Source organism: Polaromonas sp. (genome assembly GCF_041689105.1).
GTDB lineage: Bacteria > Pseudomonadota > Gammaproteobacteria > Burkholderiales > Burkholderiaceae_C > Polaromonas.
This window is the reverse complement of sequence record NZ_JBDNGU010000106.1, coordinates 1-20,774: the sequence shown is the minus strand read 5'-3', so window position 1 is coordinate 20,774 and position 20,774 is coordinate 1. Positions and strand designations below refer to the sequence as shown.

General features: G+C 63.7%; 17 protein-coding genes and 1 pseudogene. 15 read left to right on the top strand and 3 right to left on the bottom strand.

Features of this window, described 5'->3' with window-relative positions; translation table 11 throughout:
• On the top strand, positions 1–174 hold the full coding sequence (locus ACESMT_RS11465) for a type II toxin-antitoxin system RelE/ParE family toxin (RefSeq protein ID WP_372826722.1): 174 nt from the start codon (positions 1–3) through the stop codon (positions 172–174).
• 79 nt (positions 175–253) lie between these two features.
• Here ACESMT_RS11465 and ACESMT_RS11460 read toward each other — a convergent pair whose 3' ends face one another.
• Complete coding sequence (locus ACESMT_RS11460; protein WP_372826721.1) at positions 254–2,449, bottom strand: malate synthase G; 2,196 nt, start codon at positions 2,447–2,449, stop codon at positions 254–256.
• A gap of 54 nt (positions 2,450–2,503) precedes the next feature.
• On the bottom strand, positions 2,504–3,211 hold the full coding sequence (locus tag ACESMT_RS11455) for a haloacid dehalogenase type II (protein WP_372826720.1): 708 nt from the start codon (positions 3,209–3,211) through the stop codon (positions 2,504–2,506).
• A 178-nt stretch (positions 3,212–3,389) separates the two neighbouring features.
• Between ACESMT_RS11455 and ACESMT_RS11450 the strand changes: the two genes are divergently transcribed.
• The 12 genes from ACESMT_RS11450 to ACESMT_RS11395 all read left to right on the top strand — a co-directional run bounded on the left by ACESMT_RS11450 (position 3,390) and on the right by ACESMT_RS11395 (position 17,044).
• Positions 3,390–4,607 (top strand): CaiB/BaiF CoA transferase family protein, encoded by a 1,218-nt coding sequence (locus ACESMT_RS11450; RefSeq protein ID WP_372826719.1) that lies wholly within the window; start codon positions 3,390–3,392, stop codon positions 4,605–4,607.
• 60 nt (positions 4,608–4,667) lie between these two features.
• Entirely contained in the window at positions 4,668–5,663 is a 996-nt protein-coding gene (locus ACESMT_RS11445) for a LysR family transcriptional regulator (RefSeq protein WP_372826718.1), read from the top strand.
• Between the two features lie 782 nt (positions 5,664–6,445).
• Complete coding sequence (locus ACESMT_RS11440) at positions 6,446–7,159, top strand: HAD-IIB family hydrolase (protein WP_372826717.1); 714 nt, start codon at positions 6,446–6,448, stop codon at positions 7,157–7,159.
• Between the two features lie 12 nt (positions 7,160–7,171).
• Positions 7,172–8,743: a glucosylglycerol-phosphate synthase gene (gene ggpS, locus ACESMT_RS11435; RefSeq protein WP_372826716.1), complete on the top strand. Its 1,572-nt coding sequence runs from the start codon at positions 7,172–7,174 to the stop codon at positions 8,741–8,743.
• Between the two features lie 172 nt (positions 8,744–8,915).
• Positions 8,916–10,592 (top strand): arginine--tRNA ligase, encoded by a 1,677-nt coding sequence (gene argS, locus ACESMT_RS11430; protein WP_372826715.1) that lies wholly within the window; start codon positions 8,916–8,918, stop codon positions 10,590–10,592.
• A 15-nt stretch (positions 10,593–10,607) separates the two neighbouring features.
• Positions 10,608–11,261: an SPOR domain-containing protein gene (locus ACESMT_RS11425; RefSeq protein WP_372826714.1), complete on the top strand. Its 654-nt coding sequence runs from the start codon at positions 10,608–10,610 to the stop codon at positions 11,259–11,261.
• Positions 11,262–11,313: 52 nt separating this feature from the next.
• Positions 11,314–11,967 carry a thiol:disulfide interchange protein DsbA/DsbL gene (locus tag ACESMT_RS11420; protein ID WP_372826713.1) on the top strand — a complete coding sequence of 218 codons (654 nt, stop codon included), beginning with the start codon at positions 11,314–11,316 and terminating at the stop codon, positions 11,965–11,967.
• 160 nt (positions 11,968–12,127) lie between these two features.
• Positions 12,128–12,748 carry a lipopolysaccharide transport periplasmic protein LptA gene (gene lptA / locus ACESMT_RS11415; protein WP_372826712.1) on the top strand — a complete coding sequence of 207 codons (621 nt, stop codon included), beginning with the start codon at positions 12,128–12,130 and terminating at the stop codon, positions 12,746–12,748.
• 10 nt (positions 12,749–12,758) lie between these two features.
• Positions 12,759–13,526, top strand: coding sequence for an LPS export ABC transporter ATP-binding protein (gene lptB / locus ACESMT_RS11410; RefSeq protein WP_372826711.1), 768 nt, complete (start codon positions 12,759–12,761; stop codon positions 13,524–13,526).
• A 136-nt stretch (positions 13,527–13,662) separates the two neighbouring features.
• Positions 13,663–15,201, top strand: a complete 1,539-nt coding sequence (locus ACESMT_RS11405) for an RNA polymerase factor sigma-54 (RefSeq protein ID WP_372826710.1) — start codon at positions 13,663–13,665, stop codon at positions 15,199–15,201.
• Positions 15,198–16,619, top strand: coding sequence for a class I SAM-dependent RNA methyltransferase (locus ACESMT_RS11400; RefSeq protein ID WP_372826709.1), 1,422 nt, complete (start codon positions 15,198–15,200; stop codon positions 16,617–16,619). The genes ACESMT_RS11405 and ACESMT_RS11400 overlap by 4 nt, the downstream gene beginning before the upstream one ends.
• Positions 16,616–17,044, top strand: coding sequence for a putative toxin-antitoxin system toxin component, PIN family (locus ACESMT_RS11395; protein WP_372826708.1), 429 nt, complete (start codon positions 16,616–16,618; stop codon positions 17,042–17,044). Before ACESMT_RS11400 ends, ACESMT_RS11395 begins: the two co-directional genes overlap by 4 nt.
• Before the next feature lie 337 nt (positions 17,045–17,381).
• Here the strand turns inward: ACESMT_RS11395 and ACESMT_RS11390 are convergent, their stop codons facing one another.
• On the bottom strand, positions 17,382–19,067 hold the full coding sequence (locus tag ACESMT_RS11390) for an FMN-binding glutamate synthase family protein (RefSeq protein WP_372826707.1): 1,686 nt from the start codon (positions 19,065–19,067) through the stop codon (positions 17,382–17,384).
• A 113-nt stretch (positions 19,068–19,180) separates the two neighbouring features.
• On the opposite strand from ACESMT_RS11390, the gene ACESMT_RS11385 reads away from it, so the two are divergent.
• Complete coding sequence (locus ACESMT_RS11385; protein ID WP_372826706.1) at positions 19,181–20,020, top strand: UPF0149 family protein; 840 nt, start codon at positions 19,181–19,183, stop codon at positions 20,018–20,020.
• Between the two features lie 278 nt (positions 20,021–20,298).
• Positions 20,299–20,774: pseudogene (locus ACESMT_RS11380) on the top strand (hypothetical protein); the annotation flags it as partial.

The following is a 20,774-nucleotide window of genomic DNA, read 5'->3' as shown; positions in this document are numbered from 1 at the left end:
GTGAAGGTGCTGGCGCAGCAGCCTGGCATCGGCCGCCCCATTGCAGATATGCCCGAAGAGTTCCGTGAGTGGATCATTGACTTCGGCGATAGCGGTTATGTGGCCCGCTATCGCATCGAGTCGGATGCCGTCACGATCCTCGCAGTGCGACACCAGAAAGAGGTTGGCTACTGATCGCGCACTGGCCTGCAGCCCCCGCAGATACTGCGCAAACAGCTCCTGAATCAGGATCGCCTACGAGGTTCTTTACCGCTTACGCCGCCTTGACCTTCAGCCGCCAGGCATGCAGCAGCGGCTCGGTGTAACCACTCGGCTGCTCCAGGCCCTTGAGCACCAGGTCCAGCGCGGCCTGGTAGGCGGCCGAGGTGTCGAAGTGGCCGGCCATGTTTTTGTACAGCGGGTCGCCGGCGTTTTGTTTGTCCACCACGGCGGCCATGCGCTGGAAGGTCTCGATGACTTGGTCCCTGGTGACTACGCCGTGCAGCAGCCAGTTGGCGATGTGCTGGCTGCTGATGCGCAGGGTGGCGCGGTCTTCCATCAGGCCGACGTTGTGGATGTCGGGCACCTTGGAGCAGCCGACACCCTGGTCGATCCAGCGCACCACGTAGCCGAGGATGCCCTGGGCGTTGTTGTCGAGCTCCTGCTGTTTTTCGGCCGGGGCCCATTGCGCGTCGGGCGAGACCGGCACTTGCAGCAACTCGGGCAGCAGGCGCGCGATTTCGGCGTCCAGGTCGATCTTTTCGAGTTCTGCCTGCACCGCCGCCACATTGACCTGGTGATAGTGCAGCGCGTGCAGCGTGGCGGCTGTGGGCGAGGGCACCCAGGCGGTGTTGGCCCCAGCCTGCGGGTGCGCAATCTTGGCCTTGATCATGTCGGCCATCAGGTCCGGCATGGCCCACATGCCCTTGCCGATCTGGGCGCGGCCGCGCAGGCCGCAGGCCAGGCCCACCAGCACGTTGCTGCGTTCGTAGGCGCTGAGCCAGGCGCTGATCTTCATGTTGCCCTTGCGGATCATCGGGCCGGCGTGCATGGCGGTGTGCATCTCGTCGCCGGTGCGGTCCAGGAAACCGGTGTTGATGAAGGCCACACGTGCCGCGGCTTCGGCGATGCAGGCCTTCAGGTTGACGCTGGTGCGGCGCTCCTCGTCCATGATGCCGAGCTTGACGGTGTTGGCCGGCAGGCCCAGCAGCGCCTCGACGCGGCCGAACAGCTCGGACGCAAACGCCACTTCGGCGGGGCCGTGCATCTTGGGCTTGACGATGTAGATGGAGCCGGTGCGCGAGTTGACGATGGCCTCTTTGCCGATGCGCTGCAGGTCGTACATGGCAATCGCCACGGTCACCACCGCGTCCAGGATGCCTTCGGGGATTTCCTTGTCGCCGTCGTAAAGAATGGCCGGGTTGGTCATCAGGTGGCCGACATTGCGCAAAAACATCAGCGAGCGGCCGTGCAGGGTCAGTGCCTGGCCGTCGCCGTTGAAGTACTCGCGGTCGGGGTTCAGGCCGCGCGTGAAGGTCTTGCCGTTTTTGGTGACGCTCTCGGTCAGCGTGCCCTGCAGGATGCCCAGCCAGTTGCTGTAGGCCAGCACCTTGTCGTCGGCATCGACCACAGTGACCGAGTCTTCCAGGTCCAGGATGGTCGAGAGCGCCGCTTCCAGCACCAGGTCGCTGACGCCAGCCGCATCCAGCTTGCCGATCGTCGTGCTGCGGTCGATCTGGATGTCCAGGTGCAGGCCGTTGTGTGTCAAGAGCACCGACGAGGGCGCGGCGGCATCGCCCTGGTAGCCGGCAAACTGGGTCGGGTCGGCCAGGCCGATGGTGCCGCTGGCCGTCTTCACGGCCAGCTTGCCGTTGTCGATGCTGTACAGCACAGCGTCCTTGTGCGAGCCGGTGGCCAGCGGCGCGGCCTGATCCAGCACCTCGCGGGCATAAGCGATGACTTTGGCGCCGCGCACCGGGTTGTAACCCTTGCCCTTGTCCGCACCGTCGGTTTCCGGGATCGCGTCGGTGCCGTAGAGCGCGTCGTACAGCGAGCCCCAGCGCGCGTTGGCGGCGTTCAGTGCGTAGCGGGCATTGAGTACCGGCACCACCAGTTGCGGGCCGGCCTGGATGGCGAGTTCCGCATCAACGTTGGCGGTGGTGGCGGTCACAGTCGCCGGCACCGGCACCAGGTAACCGATGGACGCCAGGAAGGCGCGGTAGGCCGGCATGTCCTGGATGGGGCCGGGGTGGGCCTTGTGCCAGTTGTCCATCTCGGTTTGCAGGCGGTCACGCTCTGCCAGCAGGGCGATGTTTTTTGGCGCCAGATCGCTCACGATGGCATCGAAGCCTTTCCAGAAGGTCTCGCTGCTGACGCCGATGCCGGGCAACACCTTGTCGTCGACGAAGCGTTGCAAAACAGTGGCTACCTGCAGGCCGTGTCGTGGTGTGCGTGGGGTCGTTGTTGCCATGGTGAAACCTCAAAGGAAAGAAAAAGAAAGCTTGAAAAATGAAAATGAAAACGCTTATCCAGCCGGGAAGAACCCCAGTACGCCGCGCAGGCTGGTGCCGGTGCGCGCCGGCTGGGTGCCCAGCTCCTCAAAGGGCAGTGCGTAACGGTTGACCCACAGGGTAGGGTAGCCGTACCAAGTCGCGGCCAGCGCGTCCCAGCTGTTGCAGCTCACAAAGGCGATCTGCCGGACGGGCAGGCCAGTGGCCTGCGGGCCCAGCGCGTAGGCGTCCGGGTGGGTTTTGTATTTGCGGATGGTGTCCACGCTGAGCACGTGGTCGAGCAGGTCTTCGAGCCCGGCGGAACGCACGGCAATGTTCAGCATGTCAGGGTCGCCGTTGGACAGTATGCCGGTCACAATGCCGCGCGCCTTCAGCGCCTGCAACACCTCGCGGGTTTCCGGAAAAGCCGACAGATGCCGGTACTGGTTCATCAGGCGCTCTTCGCTGGCTGCGCTCAGGTCCAGGCCCAGGCGCTTGCAGGCATAACGCAAGCCGGCGCGGGTCAGGTCCCAGAAGGGCTGGTAAAACTCGCCGTGGTTGCTGGTGGTTACCAGGCGGGTGTATTCAATCTGCTTGTCGCGCCAGAGCACGCCGAGCGCCTGCCCCTGGCCGGGAAACAGCTGCTCCGCCAGCAGGCCCACGCTGTACACATCGAACAGCGTGCCGTAGGCATCGAAAAGAACAGCCCGTGGCACCGCGTGCCCGGATTTGGGTTTTTCCATACGCTTGACTGTATTTGATACTTGAACAAATATTAACCAGAGAAAAATCAGTTAATCCATGACTTAATGTTGGGTAATTGCCTGGCGCACCCGCTTGCAGGGGCGATAAGCGCCTGGTTTACCGCCGCATAATTTGCGCCAATGCCCCGCACCGGGGCTGCTTCCCAAGGATTTCCGCTTGACCGACCATTGCGACCCAGCGCCTCCTGCCCGCAGCCTGCCGCTGGAAGGCGTGCGTGTCGTCGAGTTCACCCACATGGTGATGGGCCCGACCTGCGGCATGGTGCTGGCCGACCTGGGCGCCGAGGTGATCAAGGTGGAGCCGCTGGGCGGGGACAACACGCGTCGGCTGCTGGGTTCGGGTGCTGGTTTTTTCCCGCTGTTCAACCGCAACAAGAAAAGCATCGCGCTGGACCTGCAAACGGCCGGGGGCCGTGAGGTCGCCTTTCGGCTGGTGGCCAGCGCCGATGTGGTCAGCGAAAATTTCAAGCCCGGCACCATGGCGCGGCTGGGGCTGGATTACGCCAGCTTGTCCAAACTGAACCCACGCCTTGTTTATGTCAGTCACAAGGGGTTTCTGCCCGGCCCCTACGACCACCGCACCGCGCTCGACGAGGTGGTGCAGATGATGGGCGGCCTGGCCTACATGACAGGCCGACCGGGTGACCCGCTGCGCGCGGGCAGCAGCGTCAACGACATCATGGGCGGCATGTTTGGCGCCATAGGCGCGATGGCGGCGCTCGCCGCGCGTGAAAAAACCGGCAAAGGCCAGGAGGTGCAGGCGGCGCTGTTTGAAAACAATGTTTTCCTCGTGGCCCAGCACATGATGCAGTTCGCCGTGACCGGCGAGCCAGCCGCGCCCATGCCGGACCGCATCTCGGCCTGGGGCATTTACGACGTGTTCACCGTGCAGGACGGCGCCCAGGTTTTTCTGGCCGTGGTGAGCGACACCCAGTGGCTGCTGTTTTGCGATGCCTTCGGTTTTGCCGACCTGAAAGCCGACGGCCGACTGGTGACCAACAACGACCGCGTGCGCGCGCGGGGCTGGCTGATGCCGCTGCTGCGCGAGCGGCTTGCGCCGCGCGAGGCAAGTGCGCTGAGCGCCATTTTCGAGGCACAGGGCCTGCCGTTTGCGCCCATCACGCGGCCGCAGGACCTGTTTGCCGATGTCCACCTGCAGCAGACCGGTGGCCTGGCGCCGCTGACCCTGGGCGACGGCCGTGTGACCAGCGTGCCGCTGCTGCCGCTGACCCTGGACGGCGAGCGCCCCGGCGTGCGCCTGAACCCGCCTGCTCTGGGGGAGCACAGCCGCGAGGTGCTCGCCAACCTGGGTTATGGCGAGGGTGAGGTGACCCGCCTGCTGGCCGACGGCGTGGTCGGTGCCGCGCATTTGTAACAGCGTAATGAAGCCCCTACGCAAGACGATTGCCACCTTTCATGCGGATAATCGGCTTGCATGGACAAACTCAAACAGCTCGAGTCTTTTGTTTCGGTGGCCACACGCGGCAGCCTGACGGCCGCCGCCAAGGCTGAAGGGGTGGCGCCGGCCATCATGGGCCGCCGTCTCGATGCGCTGGAAGAGCGGCTGGGGGTCAAGCTGATGGTGCGGACCACGCGCCGCATGTCGCTGACCCATGAAGGCAGTGCTTTTCTGGAGGACTGCCAGCGCCTGCTGGTGGACTTTGCCAATGCCGAGGCCAGCGTGTCGGCGGGCGGCGTCAAGGCCAGCGGGCATTTGCGTATCACCGCGCCGGCCGGTTTTGGGCGTCGCCATGTGGCGCTGCTGGTGCCCAAGTTCCGCGAGCTGCATGCCGATGTGACGATTTCCCTGAACCTCAGTGACCGCGTGGTGGATGTGGCCGCTGAAGGGTTCGATTGTGCGGTGCGGGTGGGCGAAATGCCGGACTCCTCGCTGGTCAGCGTGCGCATGGCCGACAACCGGCGCCTGTGTGTGGCCTCGCCGGCCTACCTCAAGCGTTGCGGCACGCCGCAACACCCGACCGACCTCGCCAAATTCGCCTGCCTCACCCTGTCCAGCGACGCATCGCAAACCCGCGGTTGGGCGTTTCGAGTTCCGCGCAACGCCCCAAGGCGTACCCAGGACGGGGAAGGCCCCCTGACGGATGCGGCAGGTGAGGGCGACTACGAGGTCGTCCACCTCAAGCCGGGTGGCCCGCTCGATTGCTCAGACGGGCAGGTGTTGCACGACTGGTGTCTGAACGGTTTCGGCATCGCCTGGCGCAGCACCTGGGAGGTCGAAGCAGAAATAGCGGCAGGCACACTGGTGGCCGTTCTGCAGGACTTTGACGCCCCCGCCAACGGGATTTACGCGGTGTTTCCGCAGCGCAAGCACCTGCCCTTGCGCGTACGCCTTTGGATTGATTTTCTCAAGCACAGTTACAGCCAGCCCGATTTCTGGACGGCTTCCAGGTCCGCGCAGGCAAAAAACTGACAAAAGCCGACCCGGTCCGGGCGTTGATACCCGCACTGTGCCGACCACTGGCGCCCCTTGTGCCCTGATCTGCCGCGTCCCTTCATGCGCGATCACCGACGCGTTTGGCCCAGCCATGAAGGGTTGCTCGCATGCCCAACTGCAACTTTTTGCATCAGCTGTTAAAATACGTTGATCCCCGAGGTTTATTCGTCTTTGAGCCGCATCGTTGCGCGCTCAATTTCCCTTTTCCTTTTCTTTTTCTTTTTTTATACAGGCCCACCCCCAACGATGACAGAGCTGCTCCCCACACCCCATGCCAGACCTTCCTTGTTTGTTGACCGACCGGTTCACATCCAGATCGGGGGTGCAGTGGCAGGTGTGACGGGTGCGGCGTCGTTGAGGGCAAAGCCGGCCCGCCTCCACCCGCGGCTCGTTGGCGCCAGCCGCGCCTTTGGGGGCGGAGCGCGCTAACTGGCATGGCGGCACGCTAACCCAAATTATGAAATTAATGCGCCATGCCAGTACCCTCACCCCGGCCCTCTCCCACAAGTGGGCGAGGGTGAGAAGCGTCGCTTCGCGAATTTCACGTTAACCGCTTCCACGTGCGCCTTGGCGCACATGCCCCCCGCGACCGGAGATCGCGTGGTGGGGTCCGGCTTGCGGGCCGCCCGCCCTTGTTCCGGCGCGGCGTGTTTTCGCCCGACGATCCCGCGGTCGGGCCCTGACGCCACCCGCACCGGCTGACGCCGCTGCATTTTTTATGGATCCTCCCTTCACGGGAGACAAAAAAAGGAGCTCACATGCAAAAAACCATACTCGCCACCGACCTCGACGGGACTTTTCTGGGAGGCTCCGACCAGCAGCGCGCGGCGCTTTACGACTGGATCCTCGCGCGGCGCCAGGAAATCGTGCTGATTTATGCCAGCGGCCGCAGCCTGACGGCCATGCAGGATGTGCTTGCTGACTTGCCCCTGCAACCCGATCACATCATTGCCGATGTGGGCACCAGCTTTTACAGCGGCCCCCACCAGCTGCCGCATGCAGCCATGGAAGCCTGGCTGGACGGGTGCTGGGCGGCAGATGCCCGTGAGCGCATTCATGCCGTCCTGCGCGAGCATCCCCACCTGCGTATCCAACCGCAAGTGGAGGGCCGCCGCATCTCCTGCTTTTATGACGACCTCGCGCTGGCCCAGGCCGCCCGGGACGCCATTGCGCCCCTGGGCTTTGATGTGCTTCTGTCCGACGACATGTACCTGGACGTGTTGCCCCAAGGGGTGCAAAAAGGCCCAACCCTGCTCAGGACGCTGCAGGCGCTGTCGCTGTCGCCCGAACGCGCGCTGGTGGCGGGCGACACCCTGAACGACCTGTCGCTGTTTCAGACAGGTCTGGCGGGCGTGGCGGTGGCCAACCGTGAACCCCGGCTGAGCCAGGCGATTGCCGGTCTGGCGCATGTGCACCAAAGCGAGCTGGAGGGCGCCGGTGGCGTGCTTGAAGCCTTGCAACGTTTTCATTGAAGGAGAAATGCCATGAATACCGAACTGGTCATCGTCTATCACCGCCAGCCTTACGAAGAGGTTATTGAAAACGGCGAAACCGTACTCCGCGAGCCGCGCAGCCCGAACGGCATCCTGCCGTCAATCAAGGGATTTTTCCGCCACGTGGACAAGGCGGTCTGGGTAGCCTGGAAAAAATCGCCGGCCGGCAAGCCCGCCACGTTCCAGCGGCGCATCACCATGGACGAGAGTTTTGGCGCCTATGACGTGGTGCGCCTGCCGCTCGATGCGGCGCAGATCCATCAGTTCTACCATGTGGTGTCCAAAGAGGCCCTGTGGCCCGTGCTTAACTCCTTCCCCTGGCTGTATTCCACGGAGAACACCCACTGGGCCACGTTCCGCGAGGTGAACCGGCTGTTTGCCGAGGCGGCCTGCGAGCAGGCTGAGGAGGGGGCGGTGGTCTGGATCCACGATTACAACCTGTGGCTGGTGCCGGCCTTCGTGCGGCAGTTGCGCCCGGACCTGAAAATCGCCTTCCTGCACCACACACCGTTTCCCGGCCCTGATGTCTTCAACATCATGCCCTGGCGCGACGAAATCCTCGACAGTTTGCTGTCCTGCGACATGATTGGTTTTCATGTGCCGCGTTACAGCCAGAATTTTGTCGCCGTGGCCCAGGGCTTGCGCGCCGGCATCGTCCGGCACGAAGCCCCGGTGCCCGAACCTATCCGCACGACCGGACAAGGCATGTCCGAGCCTGTGGTGACCAACCGCCTGGATTACCAGGGGCGCAGCATCATGATCGATACCTGGCCTATAGGCACGGATCCGGGCGCCATCGCCGCAATCGTCAATTCGGAAGCTGGCAAAGCGCGTACCGCCAAGGTTCGCAGCGACCTGAACGCAGAGATACTGATCGTCTCGGTCAGCCGGGTGGACTACGCCAAAGGCACACGCCAGCAGCTGGACGCCTTTGACCGCCTGTTGCGCCGCAGGCCCGAGCTGATTGGCCGGATCAAGCTGCTGCTGGTCACCGTGTCAGCGGCCGACGGCATGGAAGTCTACAAGGCCGAACAGACCAAGATCGAACAGATGGTGGGTCGCATCAACGGCCATTTCGGCTCCATGAGCTGGCTGCCCATCATGCTGTCAACCACACCGCTGCCTTTTGAAGAGGTGGTCTGCGCCTACCGCGCAGCCGATATTGCCTGGATCACCCCGCTGCGTGACGGCCTCAACCTTGTCGCCAAGGAATTCGTCGCTGCCAAACAGGGGGAGTCCGGGGTGCTGGTGCTGTCTGAGTTTGCAGGTTCGGCCATGGAACTGTCCGACGCCGTGCTGGCCAACCCCTTCAGCCGCAGTTCGATGGATGATGCCATCGACCAGGCACTGGACCTGCCGGAGCAGGAGCGTCGCGCACGCATGCAGCGACTGTGGGCCCATGTGAAGAAATACGACATTGCCTACTGGACCCGGCACGTGATGGACCAGTTTGCCGGGCTCACCCGCATCTCGCGGACAACAAGCGCAGACGCACACAAGCGCGCGCCTGACCCGGACGCTGCTGAACAAGGGGAGCCACAGCGCCTGTCCGGCCAGACCTGAGCCCGGTGTGAAGGCCGGGCCGCCGCTCCCGCGCCGGACTAGCAGAAAAAACCGCCTCCAGCCCATAGGTGACGCCCGCCAGAAGCTATTAAATCAATAGCAACCCAAAGGCCTGCGCAGGCGTCGCGGCGGCCGGGCGGCCGTTCGGAGCCTGCACCCGTAAAATCAGCGCATGCTCCTCGTCAAACAAGAATTGCTCGCGGCCCTGGCTGCCGAGCTGGACAAACTGTCCCCCGGCGCCGGCCAGAAGGCGGCTTTCGAGTCGCCCAAGGTGGCGGCCCACGGCGACTTCGCGTCCACCGCAGCCATGCAGCTGGCCAAGCCGCTCAAGCTCAACCCGCGCCAGGTGGCCGAGGGCCTGAAGGCGGCCCTGCTCGCCACGCCGGTCTATCAGCGCTGGGTCGATGCGATTGACGTTGCCGGTCCCGGCTTCATCAACTTCCGGCTCAAGCCCGAGGCCAAGCAGCAGACCGTGCGCGAGGTGCTGCAGGCTGCGGGCCTGTATGGCGTCAAGCCGCTGCAGGCGGGGCGGCGTGTACTCGTCGAGTTTGTCTCGGCCAACCCGACCGGCCCACTGCATGTGGGCCACGGCCGGCAGGCCGCGCTCGGCGACGCGATCTGCAACCTGTTTGCGACCCAGGGCCAGGACGTCTACCGCGAGTTCTATTACAACGACGCGGGCGTGCAGATCCACACGCTGGCCACCAGCACGCAGGCGCGCGCCCAGGGCCTGAAACCCGGCGATGCCGGCTGGCCCGAGCCAGCCTACAACGGCGACTACATCGCCGACATTGCCGCCGACTTCATGGCGAAAAAAACCGTCCAGTCTGATGACCGTGCGTTCACCGCCTCCGGCGACATCGGCGACCTGGACGCGATCCGCCAGTTTGCCGTGGCCTATTTGCGGCGCGAGCAGGACCTGGACCTGCAGGCTTTTTCGGTCAAATTCGACAACTACTACCTCGAGTCCAGCCTGTACAGCTCGGGGCGCGTCGAGGCCACGGTGGCCAAACTCAAGGCCGCCGGCAAGACCTATGAGCAGGACGGCGCGTTATGGCTCAAGTCGACCGATTACGGTGACGACAAGGACCGCGTGATGCGAAAGAGCGATGGCGGCTACACCTACTTCGTGCCCGACGTTGCCTACCACCTGGCCAAATGGGAGCGCGGCTTCACCCAGGCCATCAACATCCAGGGCATGGACCACCACGGCACCATCGCGCGGGTCCGCGCCGGTCTGCAGGCCGCCGGCGAGGGCATTCCCGAGGGCTACCCGGACTACGTGCTGCACACCATGGTGCGTGTGGTCAAGGGGGGCGAAGAGGTCAAGATCAGCAAGCGTGCCGGCAGCTACGTCACCTTGCGCGACCTGATCGAGTGGACCAGCAAGGACGCCGTGCGTTTTTTCCTGCTCAGCCGCAAGCCCGACACCGAGTACACCTTCGACGTGGACCTGGCCGTGGCCAAAAACAACGACAACCCGGTGTATTACGTGCAGTACGCGCACGCCCGCATCTGCTCGGTGCTGACGGCATGGGGCGGCGACGAAACGACGCTCAAGGATGTGGACCTGTCGGCGCTGGCCAGCCCGCAAGCGCAGGCGCTGATGCTGTTGATGGCCAGATACCCGGACATGCTGGCCAATGCCGCCAGCGGATTTGCACCGCATGACGTGGCGTTTTACCTGCGTGAGCTGGCCGCCAGCTACCACAGCTATTACGACGCTGAACGTATCCTGGTCGACGACGAAGCCGTCAAGCTGGCCCGCCTGGCGCTGGTCGCGGCGACGGCGCAGGTGTTGCACAATGGGCTGGCTGTGCTGGGCGTTGATGCCCCGCACAAAATGTAAGGAACAATCCAGACCATGGCGCGAAAGCTCTCCAACAAGCACACCGGACAAGGCATGAACACCCAACGCGGCGGCACTTTTCTGGGCCTGATCATCGGTGCGCTCATCGGCCTGGGCGCGGCGTTGGCTGTGGCGGTCTATATCACCAAGGTGCCCGTGCCCTTCATGAACAAGGGCCAGTCACGCGGCCCGGACCATGACGCCGCCGAGACCAAAAAGAACCAGAACTGGAACCCCAACGCGCCGCTGTACGGCAAGAACCCGGCAAAACCGGCCACGCCGGCCGACTCCGGCGCCGTCACGGATGTCACACCGCTCCCCCCGCTCGCCGGGCAAAAACCGGTGGCCGACCCCGCCGCCAAACCAGCCGACCCCATTGGCGATCTGGCCAAGGCCAAACTGGCGGCGCCCGCCGCCGCCCCGGGTGCCGACCCCTTCAGCTATTTTGTGCAGGTCGGCGCTTTCCGAACGTCGGAAGACGCGGAGCAGCAGCGCGCCAAGATTTCGCTGATGGGCCTGGAGGCCAAGGTCACCGAGCGCGAACAGTCTGGCCGCACCGTGTTTCGCGTGCGCCTCGGGCCGTTCGACAAAAAGGAAGACGCCGATAAAGCCAAAGAACGCCTGGACGGCAGCGGCGTTGAAACCGCCCTCGTGCGCGTGCAGCGCTGAACTTTCCGGCAGCCGGGTGTCAAACCTTGCGTACTACATGGAGAAATGATTGATGCAACGACGTGAATTTTCGATATCTGCCGCTTCGGTGGCTACTGCCGCCTCGCTGGGCGCCCTGACGACCCCGGCGCAGGCGCAGGGCCAGGCGCCGCGTGAAGGGACCGACTTCCTGGTGCTCGACAAACGCGCCCCGGTTGAGGCACCGACCGGCAAGATCGAGGTGGTGGAGTTCTTCTGGTACAGCTGCACGCATTGCAACCGCTTCGAGCCGGCGCTGGAAGAGTGGATCAAAACGGCCCCGAAAGATGTGGTGGTGCGACGTGTTCCAGTGGCTTTCCGGCCGGACTTTGAACCGCAGCAGCGCCTGTATTACGTGCTCGAAGCCATGAACAAGGTCGAGGAGCTGCACAAAAAGGTGTTTTACGCGATTCATGCGGAAAAGCAGCTGCTCAATACCCCCGAGCTGATTGCCGCCTGGGCCGAAAAACAGGGCCTCAACCGGGTCAAATTCACCGAAATGTACAACTCGTTCACCATTGCCACCAAGGCCCGCAAGGCCACGCAACTGCAGGACGCCTACAAGGTGGACGGGGTTCCGGCGCTCGGCGTGGCGGGACGGTTTTACACCTCGGGCGAGCTGGCCAAAAACATGGACCGCGCGCTGCAGGTCACGGACTACCTTGTGGTCCAGGCCCGCAAGGGCTGAGCACGGGCAGCCGCCCCGGCGGCGCAGAAGCGCCGGTTTTGCGCTTTTCACAGTGAAACATCCGCCCCGACCGGGCGGTTTTTCATTGGAAAGGCGGTTTTCGCGGGATGCGTGGCTACAATGACGCAACCCAATCAAAGCAGCAAGATTCGTGCCTTTTATGAACTACCCCGCTTATGTACTGATGCTGGCCGCAGCCGTGGCGGCCTTTCCGGTGGCGGCTGAGAAGGCCGACCGCGACAAACCGTTGAACGCCGAGGCCGATGCCCTGCGTTATGACGACCTGAAGCAGACCAGTGTTTTCACCGGCAATGTGGTCATCACCAAGGGCACCATCATCATCCGCGGCGCGCGGGTGGACGTGATGCAGGATGCCGAGGGGTATCAAGCCGCCATCGTGACTGCGGCGCCCGGCAAGCTGGCTTTTTACCGCAAGAAGCGCGACGGGGTGGACGAATACATCGAGGGTGAAGGCGAACGCATCGAGTACGACAGCCGGGCCGATACCGTGAAGTTCATCCGCCAGGCGGTGCTGCGACGCTACGTCGGGGCCACCCTGGCCGACGAGACCACCGGCAACCTGATTATTTACGACAACCCGACGGAGGTCTTCACCGTTGACAGCGAGGGGCAGAACCGCACCGCCGCCAACCCGTCCGGCCGCATCCGGGCCTTGCTCGCGCCGCGCAACAAGACCGGTGCGCCGCCGGTGACGCCGCCGCCGTCCGGACCGGTTCCCAATTTACGGCCGAGCAGCACGCTGGGCAATGAAAAAAAGTAAACCAGCCTCAATGAATGTGCCCCCGGAAACCACTCCCGTCAGTCGCCTGGTCGCCACCGGCCTGCAAAAATCCTACGGTAGCCGCAAGGTTGTCAAGGACGTCTCGCTAACGGTCCAGAAAGGTGAAGTGGTGGGCCTGCTTGGCCCCAATGGCGCCGGCAAGACCACCTCGTTTTACATGATCGTCGGGCTGGTGCGCGCCGACGCCGGCGAGATCACCATCGATGGCGAATCCATCGAACACATGCCCATCCACAAGCGTTCGCGCCTGGGCCTGAGCTACCTGCCGCAGGAAGCATCCATCTTCCGCAAGCTCACGGTCGAGCAAAACGTGCGCGCGGTGCTGGAACTGCAGACCGATGACGCGGGTAAACCACTCTCGGCGGGCGTGCTCAACGGACGCCTGGACAGCCTGCTGCAGGACCTGCGCGTGGACCACCTGCGCGACTCGCCGGCACCGGCGCTGTCAGGTGGCGAGCGCCGCCGCGTCGAGATTGCCCGCGCGCTGGCAACGCAGCCGCGCTTCATCCTGCTGGACGAGCCTTTTGCCGGCATCGACCCGATTGCCGTGATCGAAATCCAGCGCATCATCGGTTTTCTGAAGTCGCGCGGCATCGGCGTGCTGATCACCGACCACAATGTGCGCGAGACCCTGGGCATCTGCGACCACGCCTTCATCATCAGCGACGGCCAGGTGCTGGCCACCGGCGTACCGTCCGAAATCGTCAACAACGCCGATGTGCGCCGGGTTTATCTCGGTGAACACTTCAAGATGTGATGGCTCCCCCCCGTCGTTGGCTCACTTCGTGTAGCCCCTTCCCCCCTCAAGGGGGCTGCGCCTGCGGCCCGGCAGAGCCGGTTCCGCGGCCCATGCTTGAACAAGAGGTGCGACCGAACGAGTTGTCGGAGGGGCTGTGAAACAAGGCCTGTCCCTTCGCGTCTCGCAGCATCTGGCGCTCACGCCACAGTTGCAGCAGTCGATCCGCCTGCTGCAACTGTCGACACTGGAGCTGAGCCAGGAGGTCGAGCAGATGCTCGACGAAAATCCTTTTCTTGAAGTCTCCGAGGAGGCCGCGCCACGCGAGGATTTTGGCTTGGGCCAGGTCGATACGCCGGTCACCCAGGAAACCCGCGAGTTTGAATCTGCTACGGAATCGATAGCTGGTGACGCAGACGGGACGGGGGCTACCGGCACGAATGATGCTGAACCGAGCAGCGAAGCCAAGCTGGAGGAAAGCTGGGACGGCGATGGCAGCGTGGACACCGCGCCCGACGACAACGAATGGGGCGGGGACGCCGCGCCACGCAAGAACAACAACGGCGACGACAGCGATGTTGACGCCACCGAGCTTGCCCGCAGCCACGAGTCGCTGCAGGAGCATCTTCACCGCCAGGCGCTGTCGCTGCGCCTGTCGCCCGAAGGCAAGGCGGCGCTGCACTTTTTGATCGAGTCGCTCAACGACGACGGTCACCTCGAAGACAGCCTGGCCGCGCTGGCCGCCGGCCTGGCTGGCGACGACGTGGAGCAGCTCGAAGCGCTGGAGCATGAATTTGCCGTGGCGCTGAAGCTGCTGCACCACATGGAGCCCGCCGGTGTGGGCGCGCGCAACCTGGCCGAGTGCCTGGGCCTGCAACTGCTGGATTGCCGCAATTGCGACGAAAGCCGGGCGGCCATGGCGATGTGTCAGCAACCGATGGAGCTGCTGGCCAAACGGGACGTCAGGCGCCTGGCACAGCTCTGCGGGTTCCCCGACACGGTGATCAAGGGCGCCATCGCCCTGATCGGCCGGCTCGATCCGAAACCGGGCCGGCGCTTTGTCAATGTCGAGCGCAACCTGGTCGTGCCCGACGTGCTGGTGGTCAAGTCCGGCCGCGGCTTCAAGGTCTCGCTCAACAGCGATGTGATGCCGCGCCTGCGTGTGCACGACATTTACGCCAATGCGATCAAGCAGAACAAGGGCCAGGGCGGCCAGGCGCTGCAGCAGCGCCTGCAGGAAGCGCGCTGGTTCATCAAGAACATCCAGCAGCGTTTTGACACCATCCTGCGCGTCAGCAGCGCGATTGTCGAGCGCCAGAAAAACTTCTTCACCCATGGTGAGCTGGCCATGCGCCCGCTGGTGCTGCGCGAAATCGCCGATGAGCTGGGTCTGCACGAATCGACGATTTCGCGCGTGACCACCGCCAAATACATGAGCACGCCTTTCGGTACCTTCGAGCTCAAGTACTTCTTTGGCTCAGCGCTGGGGACCGAGACCGGCGGCAATGCGTCGAGTACCGCAGTGCGCGCGCTCATCAAGCAGTTTGTCGCATCCGAGAGCCTCAAGAAGCCGCTCAGCGACAACCAGATCTCCGAAATGCTCAAGGAGCAGGGTATCGGGTGCGCGCGCAGGACTGTCGCCAAATACCGCGAAGCCCTGCGCATTGCGCCGGCCAACCTGCGTAAATCTTTATGAATCAACTGCAACTATTTTTGCCGTGCGCCGCCGGCGTCGAAGAGCTGCTGGCCGCTGAGGTCAAACACATCACCGGCAGCACCGGCAAGGCCTGGCGCGCTGGCGTGCAGGTGGCGGGTTCATGGCGCGACGCGCTACAGCTCAACCTGCACAGCCGCCTGAGCCAGCGCGTGCTGATCGAGCTGGCGCACCACCCATACCGCAGCGAGCAGGACCTGTACAACGCCGCAGCTGGCGTGGCGTGGGAGATCTGGTTCACGCCCAATCAGACTTTCAAGATCGAGATCACGGCGCAGCACAGTCCGCTGACCAGCCTGAACTTTGCCGCGCTGAAGATCAAGGACGCGGTGGCCGACCGCTTCCGCCACAAGTTCAATGACGTGCGCCCCAGCGTAGACACACGCTGGCCAGACGTGCGCATCTATGTGCACCTGACCACTGACAACGTCACCATCTACATCGACACCTCGGGGGAGCCGCTGTTCAAGCGCGGCTGGCGCGAAGACAAGGGCGATGCGCCTCTGAAAGAAACCCTGGCCGCCGCCATGCTGGCCGCCAGCGGCTGGAGCGGCGAGAACGGCCTGTGCAAGCAGGGCGTGCCGCTGTACGACCCGTGTTGCGGCTCGGGCACCATCGTCATCGAGGCGGCGCAGGTTGCGCGCAACATCGCTGCCGGCATGGGCCGGCGTTTTGCCTTTGAAAAATTTGTGCCTTTTCAGCCGCACGTCTGGGAAGGCCTGCTGGACCAGGCCGAGGCGGCGATTACCGCGCCGACCGCGCAGGTGTTCGGCAGCGACGTGTCTTTTCGCATGGTTGATTTTGCGCAGCGCAATGCCGAACGCGCCGGTGTGGCCGACGTGGTGCAACTGCGCGGCGGCGACGCGCTGCAGCGCATGCCGCCCGCAGCTTCAGGCGTGATGCTGGTCAACCCCCCGTATGGCGAACGTATCGATGTGGCCGGTGTCGCCGGCATCCCGTCGGTGCAGGGCCGGGACCAGCGCCGCGCTGCACAGTTTCAGGGCGAGCCCATCGACGAGTTCGGCCAGCCGCTGGCGCGGGACCCCGGTGATGACCGGGATGAATCCGGCGCCGCACCGCAGCGCTACCGCAGCGCCAACGCTGGACGCGAGCAGGCGCTGACGGACACCGGCGAGCAGGCCCCGGACTTCTTTCCGCAACTGGCCAGCCACTGGAAGAAAAACTACGCAGGCTGGACCGCCCATGTGCTCACGCCCGACATGAAGCTGCCGCAGAAGATGCGGCTCAAGGAATCGCGCCGCGTGCCGATGTGGAACGGGCCGATTGAGTGCCGGTTGTTCCGCTTCGACATGGTGGCCGGTTCGGCGCGCGAGAAAAAGCCCGCGCCCCATCCCGCCGCCCCGCTTGCTCCCTCTCCCCCCGGGAGAGGGCAGGGGTGAGGGCGGCCACAAGCGCCTGTCCAGAGCTGGTGGTGCTGGACACCAACATCGTGCTGGACCTGTTTGTGTTCAACGATGCAGCCGCAGCCCCGCTCAAGCAGGCGTTGCAGGCCGGCGCACTCGACTGGATCAGCACGCAGCCCATGCGCGATGAACTTGAGCGTGTGCTGGCCTACCCGCAGATCGCGCCGCGCCTGGCGCTGTGCCAGTTGCAGGCTGGCGACGTGCTGACAGCGTTTGACAGCCATGCGCGCCTGATCAATGCGGCAGCCAAAGCGCCAGTGACCTGCAGCGACGCCGACGACCAGATCTTCATCGACCTGGCCGTGGCGCACAAAGCCTGGCTGCTCAGCAAGGACCAGGACGTGCTTTGCATGCAAAAAAGGCTGCTGGCCTTTGGCGTGCGGGTGCAAGCAGCTATTTAATTTGTAGCATTTACTTCACTGCCTGCGCCAACAGGCGTACACCAAGCGCCTTGCACACGCGGGAAATCGTCTCAAACCGCAGCGTTGCATCAGCGCGCAGGGCCTTGTGCAGCGCCGGGTCATACGGATGCGGGTCATGCGGTCTTTCAGACCATCAAGCCATTGCGCGAGTTCCTCCCTGCATTTTATTTGGTACGTGAGCCTGTTGTAATCGTTCGATTACCAGTCGTCGATTGATGACCCAAATTATGAAATTAATGCGCCATGCCAGTACCGTCACCCCGGCCTTTTCCCACAAGTGGGCGCGGGTGAGAAGCGTCGCTTCGCGAATTTCACGCTAGGCAATTGCACTACTTGTTGGCGCCGCCATGGCCACTGAATTGGCCCGAAAACTATGCGCATTCGCCAGCGGCCAGTACTGCTTGAAGACGCTGGCCTGTTTATCCAGCGCACCCAGCAAGGCTCCTGGCGCGACCTGCAGAATCAGATTACTGAGCAACCGCACTTCGGTATCCGTCAGCCGCCGTACGATGTGATGGGCGCTGACCTGTTGCGGATGCTCCAAGCCGGCGGCCTGCACCAGCTCTTGCAGGGCGTGCAGCGTGCTGCGGTGAAAGTTGCGCACACGCTCGGCTTTGTCTGGCACTACCAGGGCCCGCTGGCGCACCGGATCTTGTGTGGTCACGCCGGTTGGGCAGGTGCCGGTGTGGCAGGTTTGTGCCTGGATGCAGCCCAGCGCCATCATGAAGCCGCGGCCCGCATTGCACCAGTCAGCGCCCAGCGCCATCAGCCGCACCATATCAAACGCAGTGACCACTTTGCCCGCTCCGCCAATCGAAATGCGGCTGCGTAAATGAACGCCTACCAGCGTGTTGTGGACCAGCAGCAGGCCTTCTTGCAATGGCGCGCCTACGTGGTCGGTGAACTCGACGGGGGCTGCCCCGGTACCACCTTCAGCGCCATCAACCACGATGAAGTCGGGCGTGATGCCGGTTTCCAGCATGGCTTTGACAATCGCAAACCACTCCCACGGGTGGCCAATGCACAACTTGAAGCCAGTGGGTTTGCCGCCCGAGAGTTTGCGCAGGCGGGCGATGAAATGCATCATTTCAGTCGGGGTTGAAAACGCGCTGTGGCTGGATGGCGAGATGCAGTCCTTGCCAACAGGCACACCGCGTGCCGCTGCAATTTCTTCAGTGACCTTGGGGCCGGGCAGTATGCCGCCGTGGCCTGGCTTGGCACCCTGGCTCATCTTGATTTCAATCAGCTTGACCTGAGGGTCGGTGGCGTTGGCGGCAAAGCGTTCTTCGCTAAAACTACCGTCAGGGTTGCGGCAACCAAAATAGCCCGAGCCGATTTCCCAGATCAAATCGCCGCCGTGCACCCGGTGGTGCGATGAGATCGAGCCTTCACCCGTGTCGTGCGCAAAGCCGCCCATCCTTGCGCCCTTGTTCAGCGCCATGATGGCATTCGCCGAGAGCGAACCAAAACTCAGCGCAGAAATATTGAACACGCTGGCGTTGTAGGGTTGGGTGCAGGGCTCGCTTGATGGTGATGGCGCATCGGGCGTGCCGCCAATCCACACGCGAAAGTCATGCGTGTCCAGCTTGGTTGGTGCCATGGAGTGGTTGACCCATTCATAGCCCTGCGCCCCCACATCGAGCTGCGTGCCGAAGGGCCGGTTGTCCGGCTCGCCCTTGGAGCGCTGGTACACCAGCGAGCGCTGCGCGCGTGAAAACGGCGCGGCCTCGGCATCGCTTTCAATGAAGTACTGGCGTATTTCCGGGCGTATGAACTCGAACAGAAAGCGCAGGTGACCAAGCAACGGGTAATTGCGCAGGATGGAGCTTTTGGTTTGCCGCAGGTCATACACACCGATGCCAGCCAGCGCCGCACACAGCAGCAAGGCCAGCCAGCCGACGCCAAACGCCACCAGGCTGAACAGCGCGAGCAGCGCACCGAGAGCGCTCAGGCTCAAAGCGGCATAACGAACGGGAACCAGGGCGTCAAGGCGTTGAAACATGGCGGCGCTTCCGTAATGCCCGAGGGGTCGGGCCCATACCAGCACCCGCCGCGGCGCGGCAGATACACTTTCAATGATAAGAGCCTCGCGTGGGGCTTAGCACTGTTTTTCTCATGCCACCCTCCAACCCGCCCACCCCCTCTGCCACCCCGCCTTCTTCAACGCCCGAGACAGCGTGGATGGAGCTTGAGGGTTTTGAGGAGCTTGACGACATCCTCGACGACCTGCGAAGCCGCTATGACGAAACACCGCAATGGGAGTTTTGCGAAGGTTTCATGGCCGCCGTGATCTGCGCACGCCGATCCATCGCCGCCAGTGAATACTTGCCGGTGCTGCTGGGCACACCCGCCGAAGGCGAAGCGCCAGATCCGGACGGCGGCTCGTTTGCAGGTGACGCACAGGAGGCGCGCTTCATGGCCTTGTGGACGCAGCGCTGGAACGAAGTGGCGACCGCACTTGACAACAAGGTCGAGTCGCTGGAAGACGATGCCTGTTACCACCCCGAGGTGATGGACGTGCGCGGCGCCGTGGCCGACATGCCGCCCGACGAGCAGGCCGCCTTCAAGGGCGAGGACCTGCCGGCTTTTGCCCAGGTCTGGGCGCTGGGCTTCATGTTTGCGGTAGAAAGCTGGCCCGAAGAGTGGGCCGCCCCGCGCGACAAGGACGCCGCCCAGTGGCTGGACGACGCGCTCCAGGCCGTGGTGGCGATGACCGAAGACGACGACGCTGCGCCCCAGGTCTCACCGCTCAACGACGAAGGCAAGCCCAGCACCAGCATCGCGCGCCTCAATGCGTTTGGCGACGCCATCTGGGCGGTGTATGACCTGCGCGAACTCTGGAAAACCATGGGCCCCAAGGTCGAGACCGTGCGCAAGGAAGCTGAGCCTGGTCGTAATGACCTGTGCCCCTGTGGCAGCGGGAAGAAGTACAAGAAGTGCCACGGGGCGGGCTGACGACGGCGCGCAGAAGTCGGGGGAGGCTGTGGCTATCGAGCCGGACTGGAAATATGACAAAGCAATCAGCACCCGGTTGCCCCGAAGACCAGCCAACAGACTGGTGAACCTGCTGGACCTGAAAGGGGGTTGCGACGACTGCGCCGGGGCAGGGCTGTGCCCGCAGCCCAGCTTTGCATGTCGTTTGTGCCGGTGGGCAGAAAACCTTGTGAATTCAGATCACCACAGCAGGGAAAGCTCGACGCTTGAGGACGCGTTCCGGTGCCATACTTGGCCGCATGCGGTTGAATTTCCTGCCCTTGTCCTTTTTATTCCCCGCCCGTTCGCTTGGCCTGCTGCTGCTGTTGGCCTGGCTCGCCATCAATGCAGCGGTCGCCCTGTGGGCAGCCAAGACCCTGCAAGACGGGCGGGCGCATTACCAGCAAGGCGCCGAAGCCAGTACCCAGAACCTGGCGCTGGTGCTGGACCAGAGCATCACCGGCTCGATCCAGAAGATCGACCTGGCGCTGCAAACCGTGGTTGCCGATCTGGAGCGCCAGTTGCGCACCGGCGGCGGCTTTGACGAGCCCAGTGCCAGCGCCTTGTTGCGTTTCTACCAGCCCCTGCTGGCCGAGGCCACCGGTATCCGTGTTGCCGATGCCGATGGCCTGGTGGTGCTGGGCCCGGATGTGAAGCCCCAGGACAAGGTTAGCTGGGCCGACCGCGATTTTTTTCCGCAACTGCGAGACCAGGCCGACCCCGGTCTGGTGGTGAG